The following is a 17,884-nucleotide window of genomic DNA, read 5'->3' on the forward strand; positions in this document are numbered from 1 at the left end:
GTAAAGTAAAAGAACCACCTCCAAAGGAGAGGGTTTAAGACGGGTAATAAAACAGGCGTGGAGTTTCCCCCACGCCTGTTTACTGTATTTGAGCATTCTTACTAATTGATGTAGGCGCTCTTATTGGTTGTAAGCGCTCTCGCCATGGCTGTTGACGTCCAGACCTTCGCGCTCTTGATCTTCAGGCACACGCAGGCCGACAATCATATCTGCTACTTTGAAGGCAACGAATGCCACCACGCCGGACCACACCAGACAAACAATGACGCTGAACAACTGAACCCAAACCTGATGTGCCATCGTCACGCCTTCTGCATAGCCAGTACCGCCCAGTGAAGCCGAAGAGAATACGCCAGTCAGGATACAGCCAACGATACCGCACACGCCGTGAACACCGAACACATCACACGGGTCATCCACACGCAGCCATCTTTTCAGTACGGTTACGCCCCACAGGCCTGCAACGCCGCCAGCCAGACCGATGATCAGTGCGCCACCCACGCCAACTGTACCCGCCGCTGGCGTGATTGCCACCAGACCGGCGATACAACCAGAGCACGCGCCCAGCAGAGATGGCTTACCACGAACCATCCACTCACCGCCAACCCATGCCAGAATCGCAGCGGCAGTAGCAACAACCGTGTTCAGGAAGGCCAGAGCAGCAATACCGTTCGCGGCACCGGCGGAACCCGCGTTAAAGCCAAACCAGCCGATATACAGAATCGCTGTACCGATAAATACCATCGGCAGGTTATGCGGTTTGAAGGCTTCTTTGCCAAAACCAGCACGTTTGCCCAGCAGGTAAGCACCAACCAACCCAGCCACTGCGGCGTTGATGTGAACCACCGTACCACCAGCGAAGTCCAGCGCGCCATCCGCAGCCAGATAACCGCCGCCCCACACCATGTGCGTCATCGGCAGGTAGGAGAACGTCAGCCACAGCGCAACGAAAATCAGCACAGCAGAGAAGCGGATACGCTCAGCAATCGCACCAACAATCAGCGCAACGGTGATACAAGCAAAGGAAGCCTGATACGCCACGTGCACGAACTGATAGAAGGTACCGCTAATGGATTCAATTCCGATGCCTTTCAGCATAAACGTGCTGAAACCACCGAAGAAAGCGTTACCTTCGCTGAAGGCCAGGCTATACCCGTAAACCACCCACAGGATACAGACCATCGCGAACGTTACGCTCACCTGCGTCATCATGGACAGAACGTTCTTAGAACGGATCAGACCGCCATAAAACAGTGCAATGCCCGGTATAGTCATAAAGAGTACCAGTGCGGTACAAATCATAATAAAAGCGTTATCCGCTTTATCAATCGTCGGTGTCGCAGCCATTGCCCAGGACGGGAGTAATGCCGCCACACCGAGACCTAATGAAGAGAGTAATTTTTTCATTTTTCCATCCCTATTTACGTATCTACGTTAGGTGTTGTTAAAGTGCAGCTTCGTCAGTTTCACCCGTACGAATACGGATAACCCTTTGCAGCTCGGCGACAAAAATTTTGCCGTCACCAATTTTTCCGGTGTACGCGGCTTTACTGATAACATCGATCACTTCGTCCAGTTGGTCATCAGCAATCGCGATATCAATTTTTACCTTGGGTAAAAAGTTAACGCTGTATTCTGCGCCACGGTAGAGTTCCGCGTGCCCTTTCTGACGACCAAATCCTTTCACCTCAGTGACGGTGAGCCCCTGGATGCCGACAGAAGATAACGCTTCACGTACATCTTCCAGCTTGAATGGTTTTATAACCACAGTAACCAGTTTCATTTGTCTTCCCCCTAGCCATTACGTTCAGGCTTTCGCCCGTCACTTGTTCGATTATGCGCTCTATGAAGTAGGTCTACGTCATAACTAAAGCAAAGGGTGTGCCATAAATGATTTATCTGGCATAAATCAGGAAAGAGAACGCGTTTCACGATGAGAAAGGACAAAAAGCAAACACAACGGGAAAGAAATGCAGGAAGAACTGGGCAAGAATTGCACTATTTTAGTGCGCAAGGGGTGTTTTCAGTGCAGTGCGGGTAAAAACCGGAATCACGATGCTTACTGATGGTGCGAAGCCATGAGCAGACTGTCAGTCTGCACCACTCCAGGCGGTGCAGACCACAGAATAACAGCTCATCGCGTCAGACAACGCAAGGTTCGGTGCTGGTGGCCGCAAGATCCTCTCCGGCCAGCTGCAATTGATACATCTGATAATAGCGCCCCTGCTGTTGCAGCAGTTGCTCATGCGTTCCCCTTTCGACGGTTTGCCCATGATGGAGCACCATGATCGTGTCAGCCTCCACAATGGTGGAAAGCCGGTGCGCGATGATAATCAAGGTTGTCTGTTCCCTGATGATACGCAACGCCTTTTGCACTGCTTGCTCCGTACCCGAGTCAATATTTGCCGTCGCTTCATCGAGAATCAGGATTTTAGGCGTTTGCACCAGTACTCGCGCAATCGCTAGCAGCTGTTTTTGTCCGGTAGACAGATTGTTCCCTTGCTCACCAATACGCGTATGCAATCCTTCCGGGAAATCCCGAACCAGCTCAGCAAGTTGTACCACTTCCAGCACGCGCCAGACGGCCTCTTCGCTGATATCGCGCCCCAGCGTCACGTTCACAAACATGGACTCCGCCAGCACAACCGGATCCTGCTGCACCATTGCCACATTTTGGCGCAATACCGCATGAGAGAGCGTAGAGAGTGGCCGACCATCAAGCCGAATTTCTCCTTCATCCGGCGTGTAATACCCCATAAGCAAACTGGCCAGGGTACTTTTTCCGCTGCCCGTATGCCCGACCAGCGCGACGAACCCGCGCTCTGGTATCGTCAGAGAAATATGCTGTAGTACACGCTTTTCTGTGCCATACGAGAAAGAGACATCATCAATATCGACGCGCCCGGTAGCCAGAGGACGCTCGTCATCGCCGTAGCCCTGCTTTGTACCATCCATCAGTTCAAAGATACGCTCGCCGGCAACGACCGCCTGCTGCAACATGGACTGCTGGGTTGTCAGTTCAATCAACGGTTCATTCAGACGGCCCAAATAGTTGATAAACGCATACAAGACCCCGACGCCAACCGACCCTATCGAGCTGAAACCAAATTGGATCAACAAACCACAGAGCACCATCGCGGCAAACAGGCTCAGCAGCGGCCGTAGCAGGAAGCCTTCCAGACGCAACGCCTTCATTCTCGCTGCATAATGCGCGTGACTGGAAGCCCCCAGTTTCTTGCCAAAACGGGCCTGCTGGCGAAACTGCTGAATGACGCCCATGCCATTAATCACTTCGTTGAAACCATCATTAATGTCGGCCAGATAGCTTCGCACCTTGCGCACAATCGGCGTACTGAAACGATGGTACAGCGCCATGACCACCGCGACCGCAGGGAAAATCATCAGCGCAATCAGCGCCATCTGCCAGCTCAGGCTGAACATCGCCACCAGCATTGCACCAACCAGCGCCGCACTGCGTAATACCGTTGATACCACCATAACGTACAGATCTTTAACGACCTCGGTGTCATTGGTGACGCGTGAAATCAGTTGCCCAACAGGTTGCGTATCGAATGTGCTCAACGGCTGGCGCAAAGCCGCATCCATCACATCAATGCGCAGTTGCTGGACGACACCGACCGCAACGCGGTTAAACAACAGCGTCTGAAAATAGTGCAGCAGTGCCGCCAGAACTTGCAGCAGGATATAAGCCATCGCCAGGCCCGCTGCAATCGCCAGCGGGAATTCGCCTTTGGCCACCAGATCATCAATAAAATAACTCACCAATATAGGCCCAGAAACTTCTGCGGCAGCAGCAACCCACAACATCAGCACACCTAACATCAGCGGTTTCCGCCAGGGTGAACCATAGGCCAACAGGCGTTTTAGGGTTGGCCAAAACTGTTGAGGGCTATTCATTTTTTCGTTCCTTCCACCAGCGGTACATCATCCAGCGCCGCCTCCAGCTGTTGATAGCGGTGCATATCCCGATACCAACCGGATTCTGCCGCCAGCGTCCGGTGTGCGCCACGCTGCACCGTTTGTCCTTGCTGCAACACCACAATTTCATTCGCTTCAGTGAGGGCTGACAGGCGATGTGCGCTGATGATCAGCGTCCGTTTTTCGCCCCATGTTTTAAGATTCTGCAAAATCTGATGTTCCGTTCGCCCATCCACCGCAGACAGCGCATCGTCCAGCACCAGAATTTCAGCATCAAGCAGCAGCGCACGGGCAATCGCGATCCGCTGTTTTTGACCGCCAGATAACATCACTCCGCGCTCGCCAACTTCAGTCTGGTAGCCCTGGGGCAAACGCAGAATATCGTCATGAACGCTGGCAAGCCTTGCCGCCTGTTCAATTTCTTGTTGCGTGGCATCAGGTCGACCCAGTGCGATGTTCTGCGCCACCGTGTCCGAAAACAAGAAAGGCATTTGTCCGACAACGGCAAAACGGCTTCGTAGTTCATCCAGCCGAATAGCATTCAATGGGCGATCGTGATAACGAATCTCTCCCGATTGGGTATCGAAATGACGCAGAATCAACGCCAGCAGCGTACTTTTCCCCGACCCCGTCGGCCCACATAATCCCAACATATTGCCCGGAGCCAGCGTAAACTGAATGTGTTGTAAGGCATCGCGGGTATTATCCGGGTAGCGAAACGCGGTGATATTCACCGCCAATACGCCCCGCTCGGCAGGCAATGATTCTTCGCCGTCTTTCACCACGAGCTCTTCTGCAAGCAGTTGACGAATACGGCTATATGCCGCGCTACCACGCTCAACGATATTAAACATCCAGGCCAGCGCCAGCATCGGCCATATCATCAATCCCAGATACATGACAAAGCTGGTCAACAAACCTAACGTCAGCGAACCGTTAATCACCATCCAACTGCCACCGCCAATCGCCAGCAAATTCGACAGTCCGACGGCAATATAAATGGTGGGGTCGAAACGGGCATCAACTCGAGCGACGTGCATGTTTTTGGCCCCGGCATCCGCCGCAACCTGCGCAAAACGCGCAGATTGATAGTTTTCCAACCCAAAAGCTTTAATCATGCGAATGCTGGTCAAGCTTTCCTGCGCCTGATCGTTAAGCGAAGAAAACGCGGCCTGTGCGGATTTAAAACGGTTATGCAACTGGGTACCGTAGCGTTTGATAAAAATCGCCATGACCGGCATCGGAAGCAGCGCCAGCAGGGTCAGTTCCCAGCTAATCTGAGTACACATGACAACCAGCACAGCACAGCCCATCACCATCGAATCGACCAGCGTTAGCACACCTTCCCCTGCGGCAAAGACCACGCGATCGACATCGTTAGTGGCTCGCGCCATCAGATCGCCGGTACGGTGACGTTGGTAAAACGCCGGATGCTGGCGACTCAGTTGACGGTAAAAATCCTCCCGTAATTCAACCGCCAACTGGTATGAGGCACCAAACAGGAACACTCGCCACACATAGCGCAGCAGATAGACCATGACGGCAGTCAGCATCATCACGCCAATCCACTTCATCATTTCGGCCATCGACATGCCGTGTTGCGTCACGCCATCGACGATCACGCCAACCAGTTTAGGAGGGAGCAATTGCAGAATGGCAATCACAATCAATAGCGCAATAGCACCCAGATAGCGCCGCCATTCACGGCGAAAATACCAACTCAGTTGAGCAAACAGTCTCACGCGGTTTTCATTCCAATAGCCAGACGGGTCATGACAGACTCAGACAAGTGATTATACAAAAGACGGATGAACGATAGATCACAGGGATAAAGGCAGAGCCGTGGTGTGTTTGATTCGTTCCATAGCAAAGCTAGATGTTACATCGACCAACCCGGGAATACCATTCACCAGCCGCTTATAGAAATCATCATAGCTTTTCATATCAGCAACCTGAACCTGCATCAGGTAATCGTATTCGCCAGCCATACGATAAAAAGCCAGCACCTCCGGCATGTCGGACACTACGCGGGTGAAGGTCTGATACCAGTCGCGGTTGTGCTGCTGCGTCTTCAATAAGACAAACGCCGTCAGCCCTAATCCCAAGCGCTCATTATCCAGCAGCGCCACCCGAGCCCGGATAATGCCTTCTTCTTCCAGACGCTTTAGGCGTTTCCAGCACGGCGTGGATGTCAGATTAACCGCATCGGCCAGCGTCTGCAGCGAAAGCGTGCAATCCTGTTGCAACATACTCAGCAGGGTGCGATCAATTTTATCCAACATAGGGCCACTCCATAGAAAACTTTTCTCTACTTTCCGCCATTGGCAGAGAAAAGCAATGTTCTTTCCGCCCCAAATTGGCTTCAACGCTCGCTGACAACATCAGAAAACCACATCACCATTCGATAATGAAAAAGCATAACGAACTGTATAATATGGTAATTCATTACCTTTTACAGAGAGTGATACGATAAACAGGCTGGTTGAGCTCTACGATTTGTGGCGATATCGACCAACAGCGTATTTTATGCCAATCAGGAGTGGCGAAAATGATGACAACAGATAAAAAGAGTAAATTCAGCACAATTGGGATGGTGCTTGGTGCATTGGCACTGCTTATTGCCGTTTCCTACTTTTGGGCAGGGCCATCAACGCCCGAAGTCACCATTGAAGAACAAATCGCAGAGAAAATTGTTTCTATCCGAGACACGACCCTAAACAGGCTGATGGGGAAAGCCCCCTCGACACAACAACCCGAGTCCCCCTTTAATGAACGACGACTCGTTATTAGCGCAACATCAGCATTAGGCTGTCTCGCGATTATTTTCGCCGTTTTCGGCTTCGCTCGCCGTGAATCTGCCAGACCGTGCATAAGCGCGGCAATGCTCGGCATCGCAGTAATCGCATTCCCTTTCATTATTAGTGCCATCAATATGGCATTTACTTTAATGGCTCTCGTAGTAATAGCCGCTGCGATTGCTATGATTTTTGGGTAACGATGCCATCATATTTCAATAGAAATAAAAACCCTAAAAATAAATTAAAGGAGTAAAAAATTCCACAAAATCACCCATAAAGAGATAAAAAGGTAATTTTTTTATCCTGAAAACTCGTTACTCTATTCGCATCACTGTCTAACCGAGTTTTCATCATGACCAATGCCTGGGTTAAAAATGCCATCAGCGCTATCGAAGCAGATTTTCAGCGTTCGGCTGATACGCATCTTATCCGTTTAACCCTGCCGGATTACCCCGGTATCTATTTTTACCTCAAAGATGAAAGCACACACCCCAGCGGCAGCCTGAAGCATCGTCTGGCGCGTTCCTTGTTTCTCTATGGGCTCTGCAACGGTTGGATTAAAGAAGGCACACCGATTATCGAAGCGTCATCCGGCAGCACTGCCGTGTCCGAAGCGTATTTTGCCCGCTTGCTTGGCCTGCCGTTTATCGCCGTCATGCCTTCCTGCACTGCAAAAAGAAAAGTTGAGCAAATCGCGTTCTATGGCGGGCGCTGCCATTTTGTCGAACAGGCAGGGCAAATCTATGCGGCATCTGAACAGCTCGCACAAGAGATGAACGGCCATTACATGGATCAGTTCACCTACGCAGAACGCGCCACCGACTGGCGCGGCAACAACAATATTGCCGACAGCATTTACCGTCAAATGGCACGTGAACCATACCCTGTCCCAGACTATATCGTGATGAGCGCAGGAACGGGCGGCACGTCAGCCACGCTCGGGCGCTACATTCGCTATCAGGGTCTGGATACGCAACTGGTCGTCGTCGATCCTGAAAACTCGGTCTTCTACGACTGCTACCAGCAGCGGGATCGCTCCATCACGGGCCCGTGCGGTAGCCGGATAGAAGGTATTGGCCGTCCGCGTGCCGAACCCTCTTTTATTCCCGACGTCATTGATAGCATGATCAAAGTGCCGGACACCGCCAGCATCGCAACGCTGTACTGGCTGGAAAGCGTATTAGGCCGCAAGGCGGGGGCCTCTACCGGCACCAATGTCTGGGGTATGCTGCAACTGGCCAAAGAAATGATGAGCCGCGGTCAAAAGGGAGCGATTGTGACCCTGCTGTGCGACAGCGGTGAACGCTATCTGGATACCTACTACAACAGCAGTTGGGTAGAAAAAAATATCGGCGACATCAGCCCTTACCTCAATGCGCTGAGCACCCCTGAGATCTCCGCTCTCATACCTGAACCCAGTCTGGCGTAAGACCACCATATTCAGCACGCAGCCACAGCGCTGAATATGGGCTATTTTTCAGGTAACATGTTTTTTCAGATAAGATTGCTTCCCAGATAACATAGCGACGTTACACCGCAGTGCGTTGCAGACGTATTGCGGCTAGCGTCACGTTAAGGTGAATGAAGAATGAAGCGTGCTGTTGTCGTTTTTAGCGGTGGACAAGATTCCACAACCTGCCTGATTCAGGCTCTGCAACATTATGATGACGTCCACTGTATCACCTTCGATTATGGGCAACGTCACCGTGCGGAAATTGATATCGCCCGGGAACTCAGCCTGAAGTTGGGTGCAACGGCGCATAAGGTTCTGGACGTGGGCTTACTGAATGAACTCGCCACCAGCAGCCTGACGCGCGACAGCATCCCAGTCCCTGATTACGACGCCAATGCGCAAGGCATCCCCAATACCTTCGTTCCAGGAAGAAATATTCTTTTCCTGACGCTCGCCTCAATCTACGCCTATCAGGTTGGTGCCGAAGCCGTCATTACTGGCGTGTGTGAGACCGATTTTTCCGGCTACCCTGATTGTCGCGACGAATTCGTTAAGGCGCTAAATCAGGCTATTGTATTAGGCATTGCACGCGACATTCGTTTTGAAACCCCGCTGATGTGGCTTAATAAGGCGGAAACCTGGGCGCTGGCGGATTACTACCAGCAACTCGATACGGTGCGCTATCACACGTTAACCTGCTATAACGGCATCAAGGGTGATGGATGTGGCCAATGTGCCGCCTGCCATTTACGCGCGAATGGTCTCGCACAATATCAAAACGATTCCGCGGCAGTCATGGCATCATTGAAGCAGAAAGCAGGATTACGCTAATACGTCACAACGCAGAGACATCACGCAATGCCAAAAACAGCAGGCCACGTCGTACGGAAGTGGCCTGCCGTGTCATATTAACGGCGAATCTCGTTTAGGTGTTCCAGCAGTTCTCCCTCCAGCGGCAGTGCTTTTTGCGTCAATAAATCGATGCAGACAAACGTCAGCGTGGCATCAGCCACGTCGCTTTCATCAGACACTCGGGTTATTTTCTGGCTGATCACACCGCTTTTTGTATTCATCTGCAGTAATTCACTATCGATACGCAGCACGTCACCGAGAACGGCAGGTCTGCGGTAGTTGATATTGATGTTCACCACAACGAAAGCAATATTGTTGCTATGCATCCAGCCAAAAGCAGGCAACGTCTCCAGCCATTGCCAACGCGCCTCTTCCAGAAACTCCAGATAGCGCGCGTTATTAACGTGCTGATAAACATCAATGTGATAACCACGAACGGTAATGAAAGTCTGCATAGCCGTAATACTCCTGTGACAAAACCAACAACTGGTATGACCTGATAACTAGCCTAGCAGAGGTTCGCAGCCCAGAGGAAATGCTCGACTGAGCTGCGACTGATATCACAGTTTTAAACGAGAGAGATTACGCTCAACCAACGCAGCTCCAATTCCTGGCACCTCAGTTAATTGATCTATCTGGGTAAAAGGGCCATTTTGCTCACGGTAGTTAACTATCGCTTCCGCTTTTTTCAGACCGACGCCGTTCATGATGTCGGCCAGCTCAGCAGCGCTTGCCGCATTGATGCTCACCTTATCCTCGTCGGCATCAGGAAGCGTTGCTTTTTCTGCTTTCTGATCTGCTGGCGCAGACTTTACTGCCGTCGACGTACCGTCGGTGGCTTTAGGTGCTGCCTGAACCAGTAATGGCAACCCAGATAAACTCATTCCAATGATTAAACACAGTGCTTTTATTCCCGATTTTTTCATGCTGTTTCCTCCTTGTGTGTGACAGCACGGCTACCTTGCCGTAGACCCATCAACACCGCAAACAGCAGAATTTAAATGTGGAAAAGGCCGCGAGAGCGGCCTTTAGTTGTTGCAACGATTTGCAAATTTTTGCGGGGCTTATTGCTGTTCCTGCGCCGCATTGCCCATCTTGATTTTCGCCTCACTACGCAAGCTGGACAGCAGAGAATCAAACAGAGCGCCCAGAGAACCTTGCTGAACCTGGCTGGCAAACTGTGTTTTCTGCTCATCGTTTAGCTGATGTGGCGTCACGCTATCCAACGCGACCAGCACAACATTACCGGCCTGATCCTGAGTAATCGCATAAGATGGCTTATCCTTCTCTGGATGTGGCATAGCAAAAATAGCTTCAGCCGTTGCATCTCCCTGAGAGATAGAAGACATCGTTTTTGCTTCGCTAAAGCTTAACCCTGCTGCTTTCAGCGCGTCGTCTTTACCTTGCTTCAGCTCAGCCAGAATTTTTTCAGCGTCTATACGAGCCTGCTGTTCAGCCTTCTGACGTTTCAATGTCTCTACAATCTCGGTACGAACTTGATCCAGAGGGCGAGTGCTTTCAGGCTTGTGCTCAGTGATACGCAGAACGAAAGCACGGTCACCGTCAACGTTAATCACATCGGAGTTGTTGCCCGCTGCACCGTTTTCCCCCAGCAGCGCACCGCTAAAGATAGCCTGCGTGACCGGTTGGAAGTTCAGCGCGGCAGGAACCTTCTCACGCGTAAACCAGTCGGTCTGTGTGGCTTTCACACCGGCAACTTCTTCTGCTGAAGCCAGAGATTCGTTGTCATTGCTGGCCGCTTCGCTGACTTTTTGCTGCAGCGCATAGTAGCCATCCTGCGCTTTCTCATGCTTCACTTTCTCAGCAATTTCAGCACGGACTTCGCTCAGCGGTTTGACCTGCTGCGGCTGAACATCATCCAGACGCACAATCAGATAGCCAACAGACGATTTGATCGCTCCGGAAACCTGACCCTTCTCCGTCAGTTTTGCCTGCTTCAGCTCATCAATCATGCTGTTTTCGTCCATCCATCCCAGATCGCCACCGTTGCGGCGCGAGATGATGTCCGTTGATTTTTCTTTCGCCAGCGTAGCGAAATCACCACCTTGCTTCAGCGCATCCAGAACAGACGTTGCATCGGCCTCATTCTTCACCTGAATGACGCTGAATTTTTTGCGCTCAGGTTGGGAGTAGTCGTTCTTGTTCTGCTCGTAGAAATCGTTGATGGCAGCATCGTCTACTTTCACGCCGTCCATGATGCTTGCCGCATCCAGTGCGATATAGCTGACTTTGAATTCTTCCGGCGCGATGAAATTGCCTTTGTTCTGATCGTAATAGCTCTGAACTTCATCGTCAGCAACCGTCTGGGCTTTCGCCTTCGCAACAATATCAATGGTTGCCAAACGGACAACACGATCTTGTGCAGCCAGTTTCACCAGATTATCGATCTCCTGCGGCAGCAGGAATGATGTATTGCCAAAACCGCGAATCAGCTGTTGCGACGTCAGTTGCTTACGCAGCATCTGAGCATACATATCCGGCGTTACGCCAAGGCGACGAACCTGATCCAGATACTTTTCATTATCAAAACGGTTGTTTGTCTGAAACGCGGGAACGTCAAAGATCGCCTGTTTGATTTGCTCATCACTGATGTTTAACCCCAGCTTGTTGGCATACTGATCCAGCAAGGTTTCATCAATGAGTTGGGAGAGTGCCTGCCTACGCAATTGCTGCATGTAACCGTCATTGCTCGCCAGAAGAGAGAAATTCTCACCCAAGGCTTCCTGCTGACGACTGCGTTCGTTCTGTACCGCCTGCTCAAGCTGTGCGCGGGTAATTTCCTGCCCGTTCACCTTTGCAGCGTAATCTCCTGAACCACCAATAAGATAATCACCAACGCCAGTTAGAACGAATGATGCGATGATCAAAGCAAGAATAATTTTGAGCACGACGTTATTTGCGGCCGTACGTAAATTGTCCATCATAATGTGACAACACTCCGCTGTAGAATGGATAAAACTCCCTGCGCTGGCCGAAGCCATGCATCCTTGCGATTGCTATAGCCCAATACAAGGCTAGGGCGCACTTAAGCTTATAACCCGCCACCAGAACGACCAGCAGCGATGTTTAGAAAGCAATATCGATGTTTGGTTTAAAAACAAAGTTTGCTGTTTTCACGTCGCCTTCGCCACGTTCTGCCGTGTGTCGGGTAGGTATAGTCCTATATAAATAAAAGGCACATCATAAAATGATGCGCCTCGTATCTTACCCTACCAATATCATTGCGTCAGGTATTGTTTGGCACCCAAAGTGGTTATCAGCCAAACCTGTGACGTAATAATCAGTTAACGGCGTCTTTCAGCGTCTTACCAGCACGGAATCCTGGTACTTTTGCTGCAGGGATACTGATTTCCTTACCAGTTTGCGGGTTACGGCCGGTACGAGCAGCACGTTCACGCACTGAGAAAGTACCAAAACCAACCAAAGCAACATCATCCCCTTCTTTCAGGGATTCGGTAACGGAACCAATAATTGCATCTAACACACGCCCTGCTGCCGCTTTGGAAATATCAGCATCTGCGGCAATTTTGTCGATCAATTGTGACTTGTTCACTCTGTCATCCCCTCTGGAATTCTCTTATCGCGTTTCAATGTCCCAAGACGCGACACGTAACTTATTATCAATACTGTCATGCTTAGCCGGTTACGGCTAAAACTAACAGTGCTCTAACTTAGCGGTACAAAAAAAAGCTGGCAAGCACGATTTCACTCACCAGCCCTGATTTTCTCAAGGGTTTTTGCGACAGGTCACTATTTTGCCTTGGCTTTGGTCTTTGCTTTAGGGGCCGAGACCACCTGCATGCCAGAAGGCGAATTCTGCAACGCTAACGCCAACACTTCCTCGATACGTTTCACCGGATGGATTTCCAGATCCGCAATCACGTTCTGTGGGATATCCTCCAGATCGCGTTTGTTGTCATCGGGAATCAATACCGTCTTGATTCCACCACGGTGTGCAGCCAGCAGTTTCTCTTTCAGACCACCGATCGGCAGTACCAGGCCACGCAGGGTAATCTCACCCGTCATCGCCACGTCGGCACGCACCGGATTCCCGGTCAAACAAGACACCAGCGCGGTACACATCGCAATACCCGCACTTGGCCCATCTTTCGGCGTCGCACCTTCAGGAACGTGAACATGAATATCACGCTTCTCGTAAAAATCAGCATTGATGCCCAATTTTTCCGCACGGGCGCGAACCACAGTGAGCGCAGCCTGAATCGACTCTTGCATCACCTCGCCTAACGAACCGGTATAGGTCAGTTTACCCTTGCCCGGCACACAGGCGGTTTCGATTGTCAGCAGATCGCCACCGACTTCCGTCCAGGCCAGACCAGTCACCTGCCCTACGCGATTTTCATCGTCCGCACGGCCATAGTCAAAGCGCTGTACCCCGAGGAAATCCTTAAGGTTATCGCCCGAAATCTGAATATGCTTAGTGGATTTATCCATCAACAGCGTTTTTACTGCTTTACGGCACAGTTTAGAGATTTCACGCTCCAGACTACGCACGCCAGCTTCACGCGTGTAATAACGGATGATGCCAACAATCGCGCTGTCTTCTACCGACAGTTCACCATTTTTCAGCGCGTTACGTTCGATCTGTTTCGGCAACAGGTGCTGTTTGGCGATGTTCAGTTTTTCATCTTCGGTATAGCCGGAAAGGCGAATGACTTCCATACGGTCAAGCAACGGCGCCGGGATGTTCATGGAGTTAGACGTCGCCACAAACATCACATCAGACAGATCGTAGTCGACTTCCAAATAGTGATCGTTAAACGCCACGTTCTGCTCAGGATCGAGCACTTCCAGCAACGCAGAAGCCGGATCGCCACGCATGTCAGAAGACATCTTGTCGATCTCATCCAGCAGGAACAGTGGGTTTTTCACGCCGACTTTCGCCATTTTCTGGATCAGTTTGCCCGGCATTGAACCAATATAGGTACGGCGGTGCCCGCGGATTTCCGCTTCGTCACGCACGCCACCCAGCGCCATACGCACATACTGACGCCCAGTCGCTTTGGCAATGGACTGACCGAGTGAGGTTTTCCCAACGCCAGGAGGCCCAACCAGACACAGAATCGGCCCTCTGATCTTGCTGACGCGGCTCTGTACCGCGAGGTATTCAAGGATACGTTCTTTCACGCGATCCAGACCATAATGGTCGGTATCCAGCATTTCCTGCGCCTTCAGCAAGTCTTTCTTCACTTTGCTGCGCGCATTCCACGGTACCTGCACCATCCAGTCGATATAACTGCGTACCACCGTCGCTTCCGCCGACATCGGCGACATCATTTTCAGCTTTTGTAGCTCTGCTTCGGCTTTCTCACGCGCGTCTTTCGGCATTTTTGCCGCTTCAATTTTACGCTTTAACGCTTCGTGTTCATCCGGCGCATCGTCCATCTCACCCAGCTCTTTCTGAATAGCTTTCATTTGCTCATTCAGATAGTACTCACGCTGGCTTTTTTCCATTTGCTTCTTAACGCGGCCGCGGATCCGCTTTTCTACCTGCAGCAGGTCGATTTCGGATTCCATCATCGCCATCAGGTACTCCAAACGCTCGGTGATGTCGAACATTTCAAGTACGGACTGTTTATCAGCCAATTTCAGCGGCATGTGTGCAGCAATGGTGTCGGCTAAGCGCGCGGCATCATCAATACTGTTCAGTGATGTCAGCACTTCCGGCGGGATCTTCTTATTCAGCTTGATGTAACCCTCAAACTGATTGATTGCCGTGCGCATGAGCACTTCCTGCTCGCGTTCATCAATCGCCGGAGAGTCAAGATATTCGGCTTTTGCAGCGAAATGCTCGCCACCGTCAGAAAGCGTCGTAATACGGGCACGCTGCAACCCCTCGACCAGCACTTTTACCGTACCGTCAGGCAGTTTCAGCATTTGAAGAATTGAGGCTACCGTCCCTACCGAGAAAAGATCGTTAATACTTGGCTCATCCGTTGAAGCTTCTTTCTGTGCCACCAGCATGATCTTCTTGTCATGATCCATTGCGGCTTCAAGGCACCGAATCGATTTCTCCCGACCAACAAACAACGGAATGACCATGTGCGGATAAACCACCACATCGCGCAATGGCAATACGGGGATTTCTATGCGTTCGGAACGCTCAGGGTTCATAGAGCTCTCTCTTAGTTTCGTTTCCGCCAGGTTATGGGAATATCGTGAAACGCGGTTTTCGCGGGTTTCATCAAATAGGTATTTGAGTATATGGGGATAAATATCTCACATTCAACGACCAGCATGCGTGTAAAAAACAAATGGGGGATAAAATCCCCCATTTTTATTTTTTGATACGCTTAATTGATTACTTATTCGCCAGAAGCTTGCTGGGTTTCATGCTTGCCATAGATCAGCAATGGCTCGGATTGACCTGCAATAACGGATTCGTCAATAACGACTTTGTCCACGCTTTCCAGCGATGGCAGGTCATACATGGTATCCAGCAGAGCGGCTTCAACGATAGAACGCAGGCCACGTGCACCAGTTTTGCGCGCCATCGCTTTCTTGGCAATCGCCGTCAGCGCTTCATCGCGGAATTCCAGCTCAACACCTTCCAGGTTGAACAGCGCCTGATACTGTTTGGTCAGAGCATTCTTCGGCTCACGCAGAATCTGAATCAAGGCTTCTTCGCTCAGCTCTCTCAGCGTAGCGACGACTGGCAGACGGCCGATAAACTCAGGAATCAAACCGAATTTAATCAAATCACCCGGTTCAACATTGCTTAACAGTTCACCTTCTGTTGCTTTGTCCGCCGAGCCTTTAACCGTTGCGTTAAAGCCGATGCCGCGACCGGTATCGGTACGCTGCTCGATCACTTTGTCCAGCCCTGCAAATGCCCCGCCGCAGATAAAGAGGATCTTAGAGGTATCAACCTGCAAGAATTCCTGCTGCGGATGCTTACGACCGCCCTGTGGCGGAACCGCAGCAATCGTGCCTTCGATAAGCTTCAGCAGCGCCTGCTGTACACCTTCACCTGAAACATCGCGAGTGATCGACGGGTTGTCTGACTTACGAGAAATCTTGTCGATTTCATCAATGTAGACAATGCCACGCTGCGCTTTCTGCACATCGTAATCACACTTCTGCAACAGCTTCTGAATGATGTTTTCCACGTCTTCACCGACGTAGCCCGCTTCAGTCAACGTGGTGGCATCCGCCATGGTAAATGGCACATCCAGGAAGCGCGCCAGCGTTTCAGCCAGCAGCGTTTTACCGCTCCCGGTAGGGCCGATCAGCAGGATGTTACTTTTACCCAGTTCGATCCCGTTGCTGCTGTCACCATTACGCAAGCGTTTGTAGTGGTTGTATACCGCAACGGCCAACACCTTCTTGGCCTGCTCTTGACCAATAACATAATCGTCAAGGTGGCGGCGAATTTCGTGTGGCGTCGGCAACGCGCTGCGCTCACGGTGGGGCGCCACTTCCTTAATTTCTTCGCGAATAATGTCGTTACACAAATCAACACATTCATCGCAGATATACACCGACGGCCCGGCAATCAGCTTACGCACTTCATGCTGGCTCTTGCCGCAAAAAGAGCAGTACAGTAACTTTCCTGAACCGTCTTTGCGCTTATCTGTCATGAGTTAAACCTCTTTTTCGTCTTTTGCCCGCAGGCCAACCACAGCGATACCGCTACAACGAACGCCGATACTTATAGCCAATACGCGTAAAATAACCTCGCACAACAGACTATCGGTCGAACACTGATTTTTAGCTACACCAGACCGCTACCAGCGGTGAATGACTACCCGCGGTTAGTGAATACGGAATCTACCAACCCGTAGTCTACTGCCTCACTGGCAGAGAGGAAACGATCGCGCTCGGTGTCTCTCTCTATCGCTTCAAGAGGCTGACCCGTATGTTTCGCCATCAGCTCATTCATCTTGGCTTTTACTTTCAGTATTTCTTTGGCATGGATTTCAATATCCGTAGCCTGCCCCTGGAAACCACCCAACGGCTGGTGAATCATAACGCGCGAGTTAGGCAGGCAAATACGTTTGCCTTTGGCACCCGCCGTCAACAGGAACGCACCCATTGAGCAAGCCTGTCCCATACAGATCGTGCTGACATCTGGCTTGATAAACTGCATGGTGTCGTAAATGGACATACCGGCAGTGATGACGCCACCTGGAGAGTTAATGTACAGATAAATGTCTTTTTCTGGGTTTTCGGCTTCCAGAAACAGCATCTGTGCCACAACCAGATTCGCCATGTGATCTTCAACCTGACCTGTCAGGAAGATTATCCGTTCTTTTAGCAGACGGGAATAGATATCGTAAGAACGTTCCCCACGCGAGGTCTGTTCAACCACCATCGGCACTAACGCCATATGAGGTGCTTGTCTTTCTTGTTCGCCACTGTATGACATTCACGTCTCCTAGATAAAATGCGTCCGGCACTCTTGTTACGTTGTTCAAGCATTGCATTCAATTCTACTAGAGATAGGGGGGGATGACTATGGAACCCTATCCCTTCACTGCTGAACAACCTATACGGCCGAGAATCCTTACCTGCTGTGCCTACTTTTCCTCTTCAGTGAGTGGGGGCACACGCATTGTATTTCAAGCTTACACTATCAATCGTTCTCTATTAAAGAACCAATTATTTTATTATTAACACGTTATCGGCATGGCAAACCTGGGGTTTAACCCCTTGCCTGACCTCATAAATTCTTTGCCTGATTTAATAATAGTGCAATTTCAGGCAGCCATTCCTCGTCTATGCGCTGATGGGGACTGGGAGGGGAAACACCAGAGATCAAGTAGGATCGAAACGATAACCATAGACATCGCACAACGCTATA

15 protein-coding genes are annotated in these 17,884 nt (G+C 50.8%); 3 read left to right on the forward strand and 12 right to left on the reverse strand.

Features of this window, described 5'->3' with window-relative positions; genetic code table 11:
• Positions 1–120: 120 nt before the first annotated feature.
• The 5 genes from amtB to WCT94_RS08500 all read right to left on the reverse strand — a co-directional run bounded on the left by amtB (position 121) and on the right by WCT94_RS08500 (position 6,221).
• Positions 121–1,407, reverse strand: a complete 1,287-nt coding sequence (gene amtB / locus WCT94_RS08480; RefSeq protein ID WP_336869070.1) for an ammonium transporter AmtB — start codon at positions 1,405–1,407, stop codon at positions 121–123.
• A gap of 37 nt (positions 1,408–1,444) precedes the next feature.
• Positions 1,445–1,783 (reverse strand): P-II family nitrogen regulator, encoded by a 339-nt coding sequence (gene glnK / locus WCT94_RS08485; protein ID WP_002208627.1) that lies wholly within the window; start codon positions 1,781–1,783, stop codon positions 1,445–1,447.
• A gap of 359 nt (positions 1,784–2,142) precedes the next feature.
• Positions 2,143–3,918 carry a SmdB family multidrug efflux ABC transporter permease/ATP-binding protein gene (locus tag WCT94_RS08490; protein WP_336869071.1) on the reverse strand — a complete coding sequence of 592 codons (1,776 nt, stop codon included), beginning with the start codon at positions 3,916–3,918 and terminating at the stop codon, positions 2,143–2,145.
• Entirely contained in the window at positions 3,915–5,681 is a 1,767-nt protein-coding gene (locus WCT94_RS08495; protein ID WP_336869072.1) for a SmdA family multidrug ABC transporter permease/ATP-binding protein, read from the reverse strand. Before WCT94_RS08495 ends, WCT94_RS08490 begins: the two co-directional genes overlap by 4 nt.
• Positions 5,682–5,759: 78 nt before the next feature.
• Entirely contained in the window at positions 5,760–6,221 is a 462-nt protein-coding gene (locus WCT94_RS08500) for an Lrp/AsnC family transcriptional regulator (RefSeq protein ID WP_048259143.1), read from the reverse strand.
• Positions 6,222–6,487: 266 nt separating this feature from the next.
• On the opposite strand from WCT94_RS08500, the gene WCT94_RS08505 reads away from it, so the two are divergent.
• From WCT94_RS08505 to queC, 3 genes are all read left to right on the forward strand, one after another.
• Positions 6,488–6,934: a hypothetical protein gene (locus WCT94_RS08505; protein ID WP_336869073.1), complete on the forward strand. Its 447-nt coding sequence runs from the start codon at positions 6,488–6,490 to the stop codon at positions 6,932–6,934.
• Positions 6,935–7,089: 155 nt separating this feature from the next.
• Positions 7,090–8,166 (forward strand): PLP-dependent cysteine synthase family protein, encoded by a 1,077-nt coding sequence (locus tag WCT94_RS08510; RefSeq protein WP_336869074.1) that lies wholly within the window; start codon positions 7,090–7,092, stop codon positions 8,164–8,166.
• Positions 8,167–8,325: 159 nt separating this feature from the next.
• Positions 8,326–9,021: a 7-cyano-7-deazaguanine synthase QueC gene (queC, locus tag WCT94_RS08515; RefSeq protein WP_015839352.1), complete on the forward strand. Its 696-nt coding sequence runs from the start codon at positions 8,326–8,328 to the stop codon at positions 9,019–9,021.
• A 77-nt stretch (positions 9,022–9,098) separates the two neighbouring features.
• On the opposite strand, the gene WCT94_RS08520 is transcribed toward queC, so the two are convergent.
• The 7 genes from WCT94_RS08520 to clpP all read right to left on the reverse strand — a co-directional run bounded on the left by WCT94_RS08520 (position 9,099) and on the right by clpP (position 17,449).
• On the reverse strand, positions 9,099–9,497 hold the full coding sequence (locus tag WCT94_RS08520) for an acyl-CoA thioesterase (protein ID WP_015839351.1): 399 nt from the start codon (positions 9,495–9,497) through the stop codon (positions 9,099–9,101).
• A gap of 105 nt (positions 9,498–9,602) precedes the next feature.
• Positions 9,603–9,968 (reverse strand): helix-hairpin-helix domain-containing protein, encoded by a 366-nt coding sequence (locus WCT94_RS08525; protein ID WP_319846935.1) that lies wholly within the window; start codon positions 9,966–9,968, stop codon positions 9,603–9,605.
• Positions 9,969–10,106: 138 nt separating this feature from the next.
• Complete coding sequence (ppiD, locus tag WCT94_RS08530; protein ID WP_336869075.1) at positions 10,107–11,987, reverse strand: peptidylprolyl isomerase; 1,881 nt, start codon at positions 11,985–11,987, stop codon at positions 10,107–10,109.
• A gap of 356 nt (positions 11,988–12,343) precedes the next feature.
• Positions 12,344–12,616 (reverse strand): nucleoid-associated protein HU-beta, encoded by a 273-nt coding sequence (gene hupB, locus WCT94_RS08535; protein ID WP_005976031.1) that lies wholly within the window; start codon positions 12,614–12,616, stop codon positions 12,344–12,346.
• Positions 12,617–12,813: 197 nt separating this feature from the next.
• Positions 12,814–15,195 (reverse strand): endopeptidase La, encoded by a 2,382-nt coding sequence (gene lon / locus WCT94_RS08540; protein WP_319846933.1) that lies wholly within the window; start codon positions 15,193–15,195, stop codon positions 12,814–12,816.
• 191 nt (positions 15,196–15,386) lie between these two features.
• The gene (clpX, locus tag WCT94_RS08545) at positions 15,387–16,661 is read right to left on the reverse strand and encodes an ATP-dependent protease ATP-binding subunit ClpX (protein ID WP_015839347.1); all 1,275 of its coding nucleotides are present in this window, start codon (positions 16,659–16,661) and stop codon (positions 15,387–15,389) included.
• A gap of 164 nt (positions 16,662–16,825) precedes the next feature.
• Complete coding sequence (clpP, locus tag WCT94_RS08550) at positions 16,826–17,449, reverse strand: ATP-dependent Clp endopeptidase proteolytic subunit ClpP (protein ID WP_010282141.1); 624 nt, start codon at positions 17,447–17,449, stop codon at positions 16,826–16,828.
• Between the last annotated feature and the right edge of the window lie 435 nt (positions 17,450–17,884).

The organism is Pectobacterium sp. 1950-15 (assembly GCF_037136835.1).
In the GTDB taxonomy this organism is placed as follows: Bacteria; Pseudomonadota; Gammaproteobacteria; order Enterobacterales; family Enterobacteriaceae; genus Pectobacterium.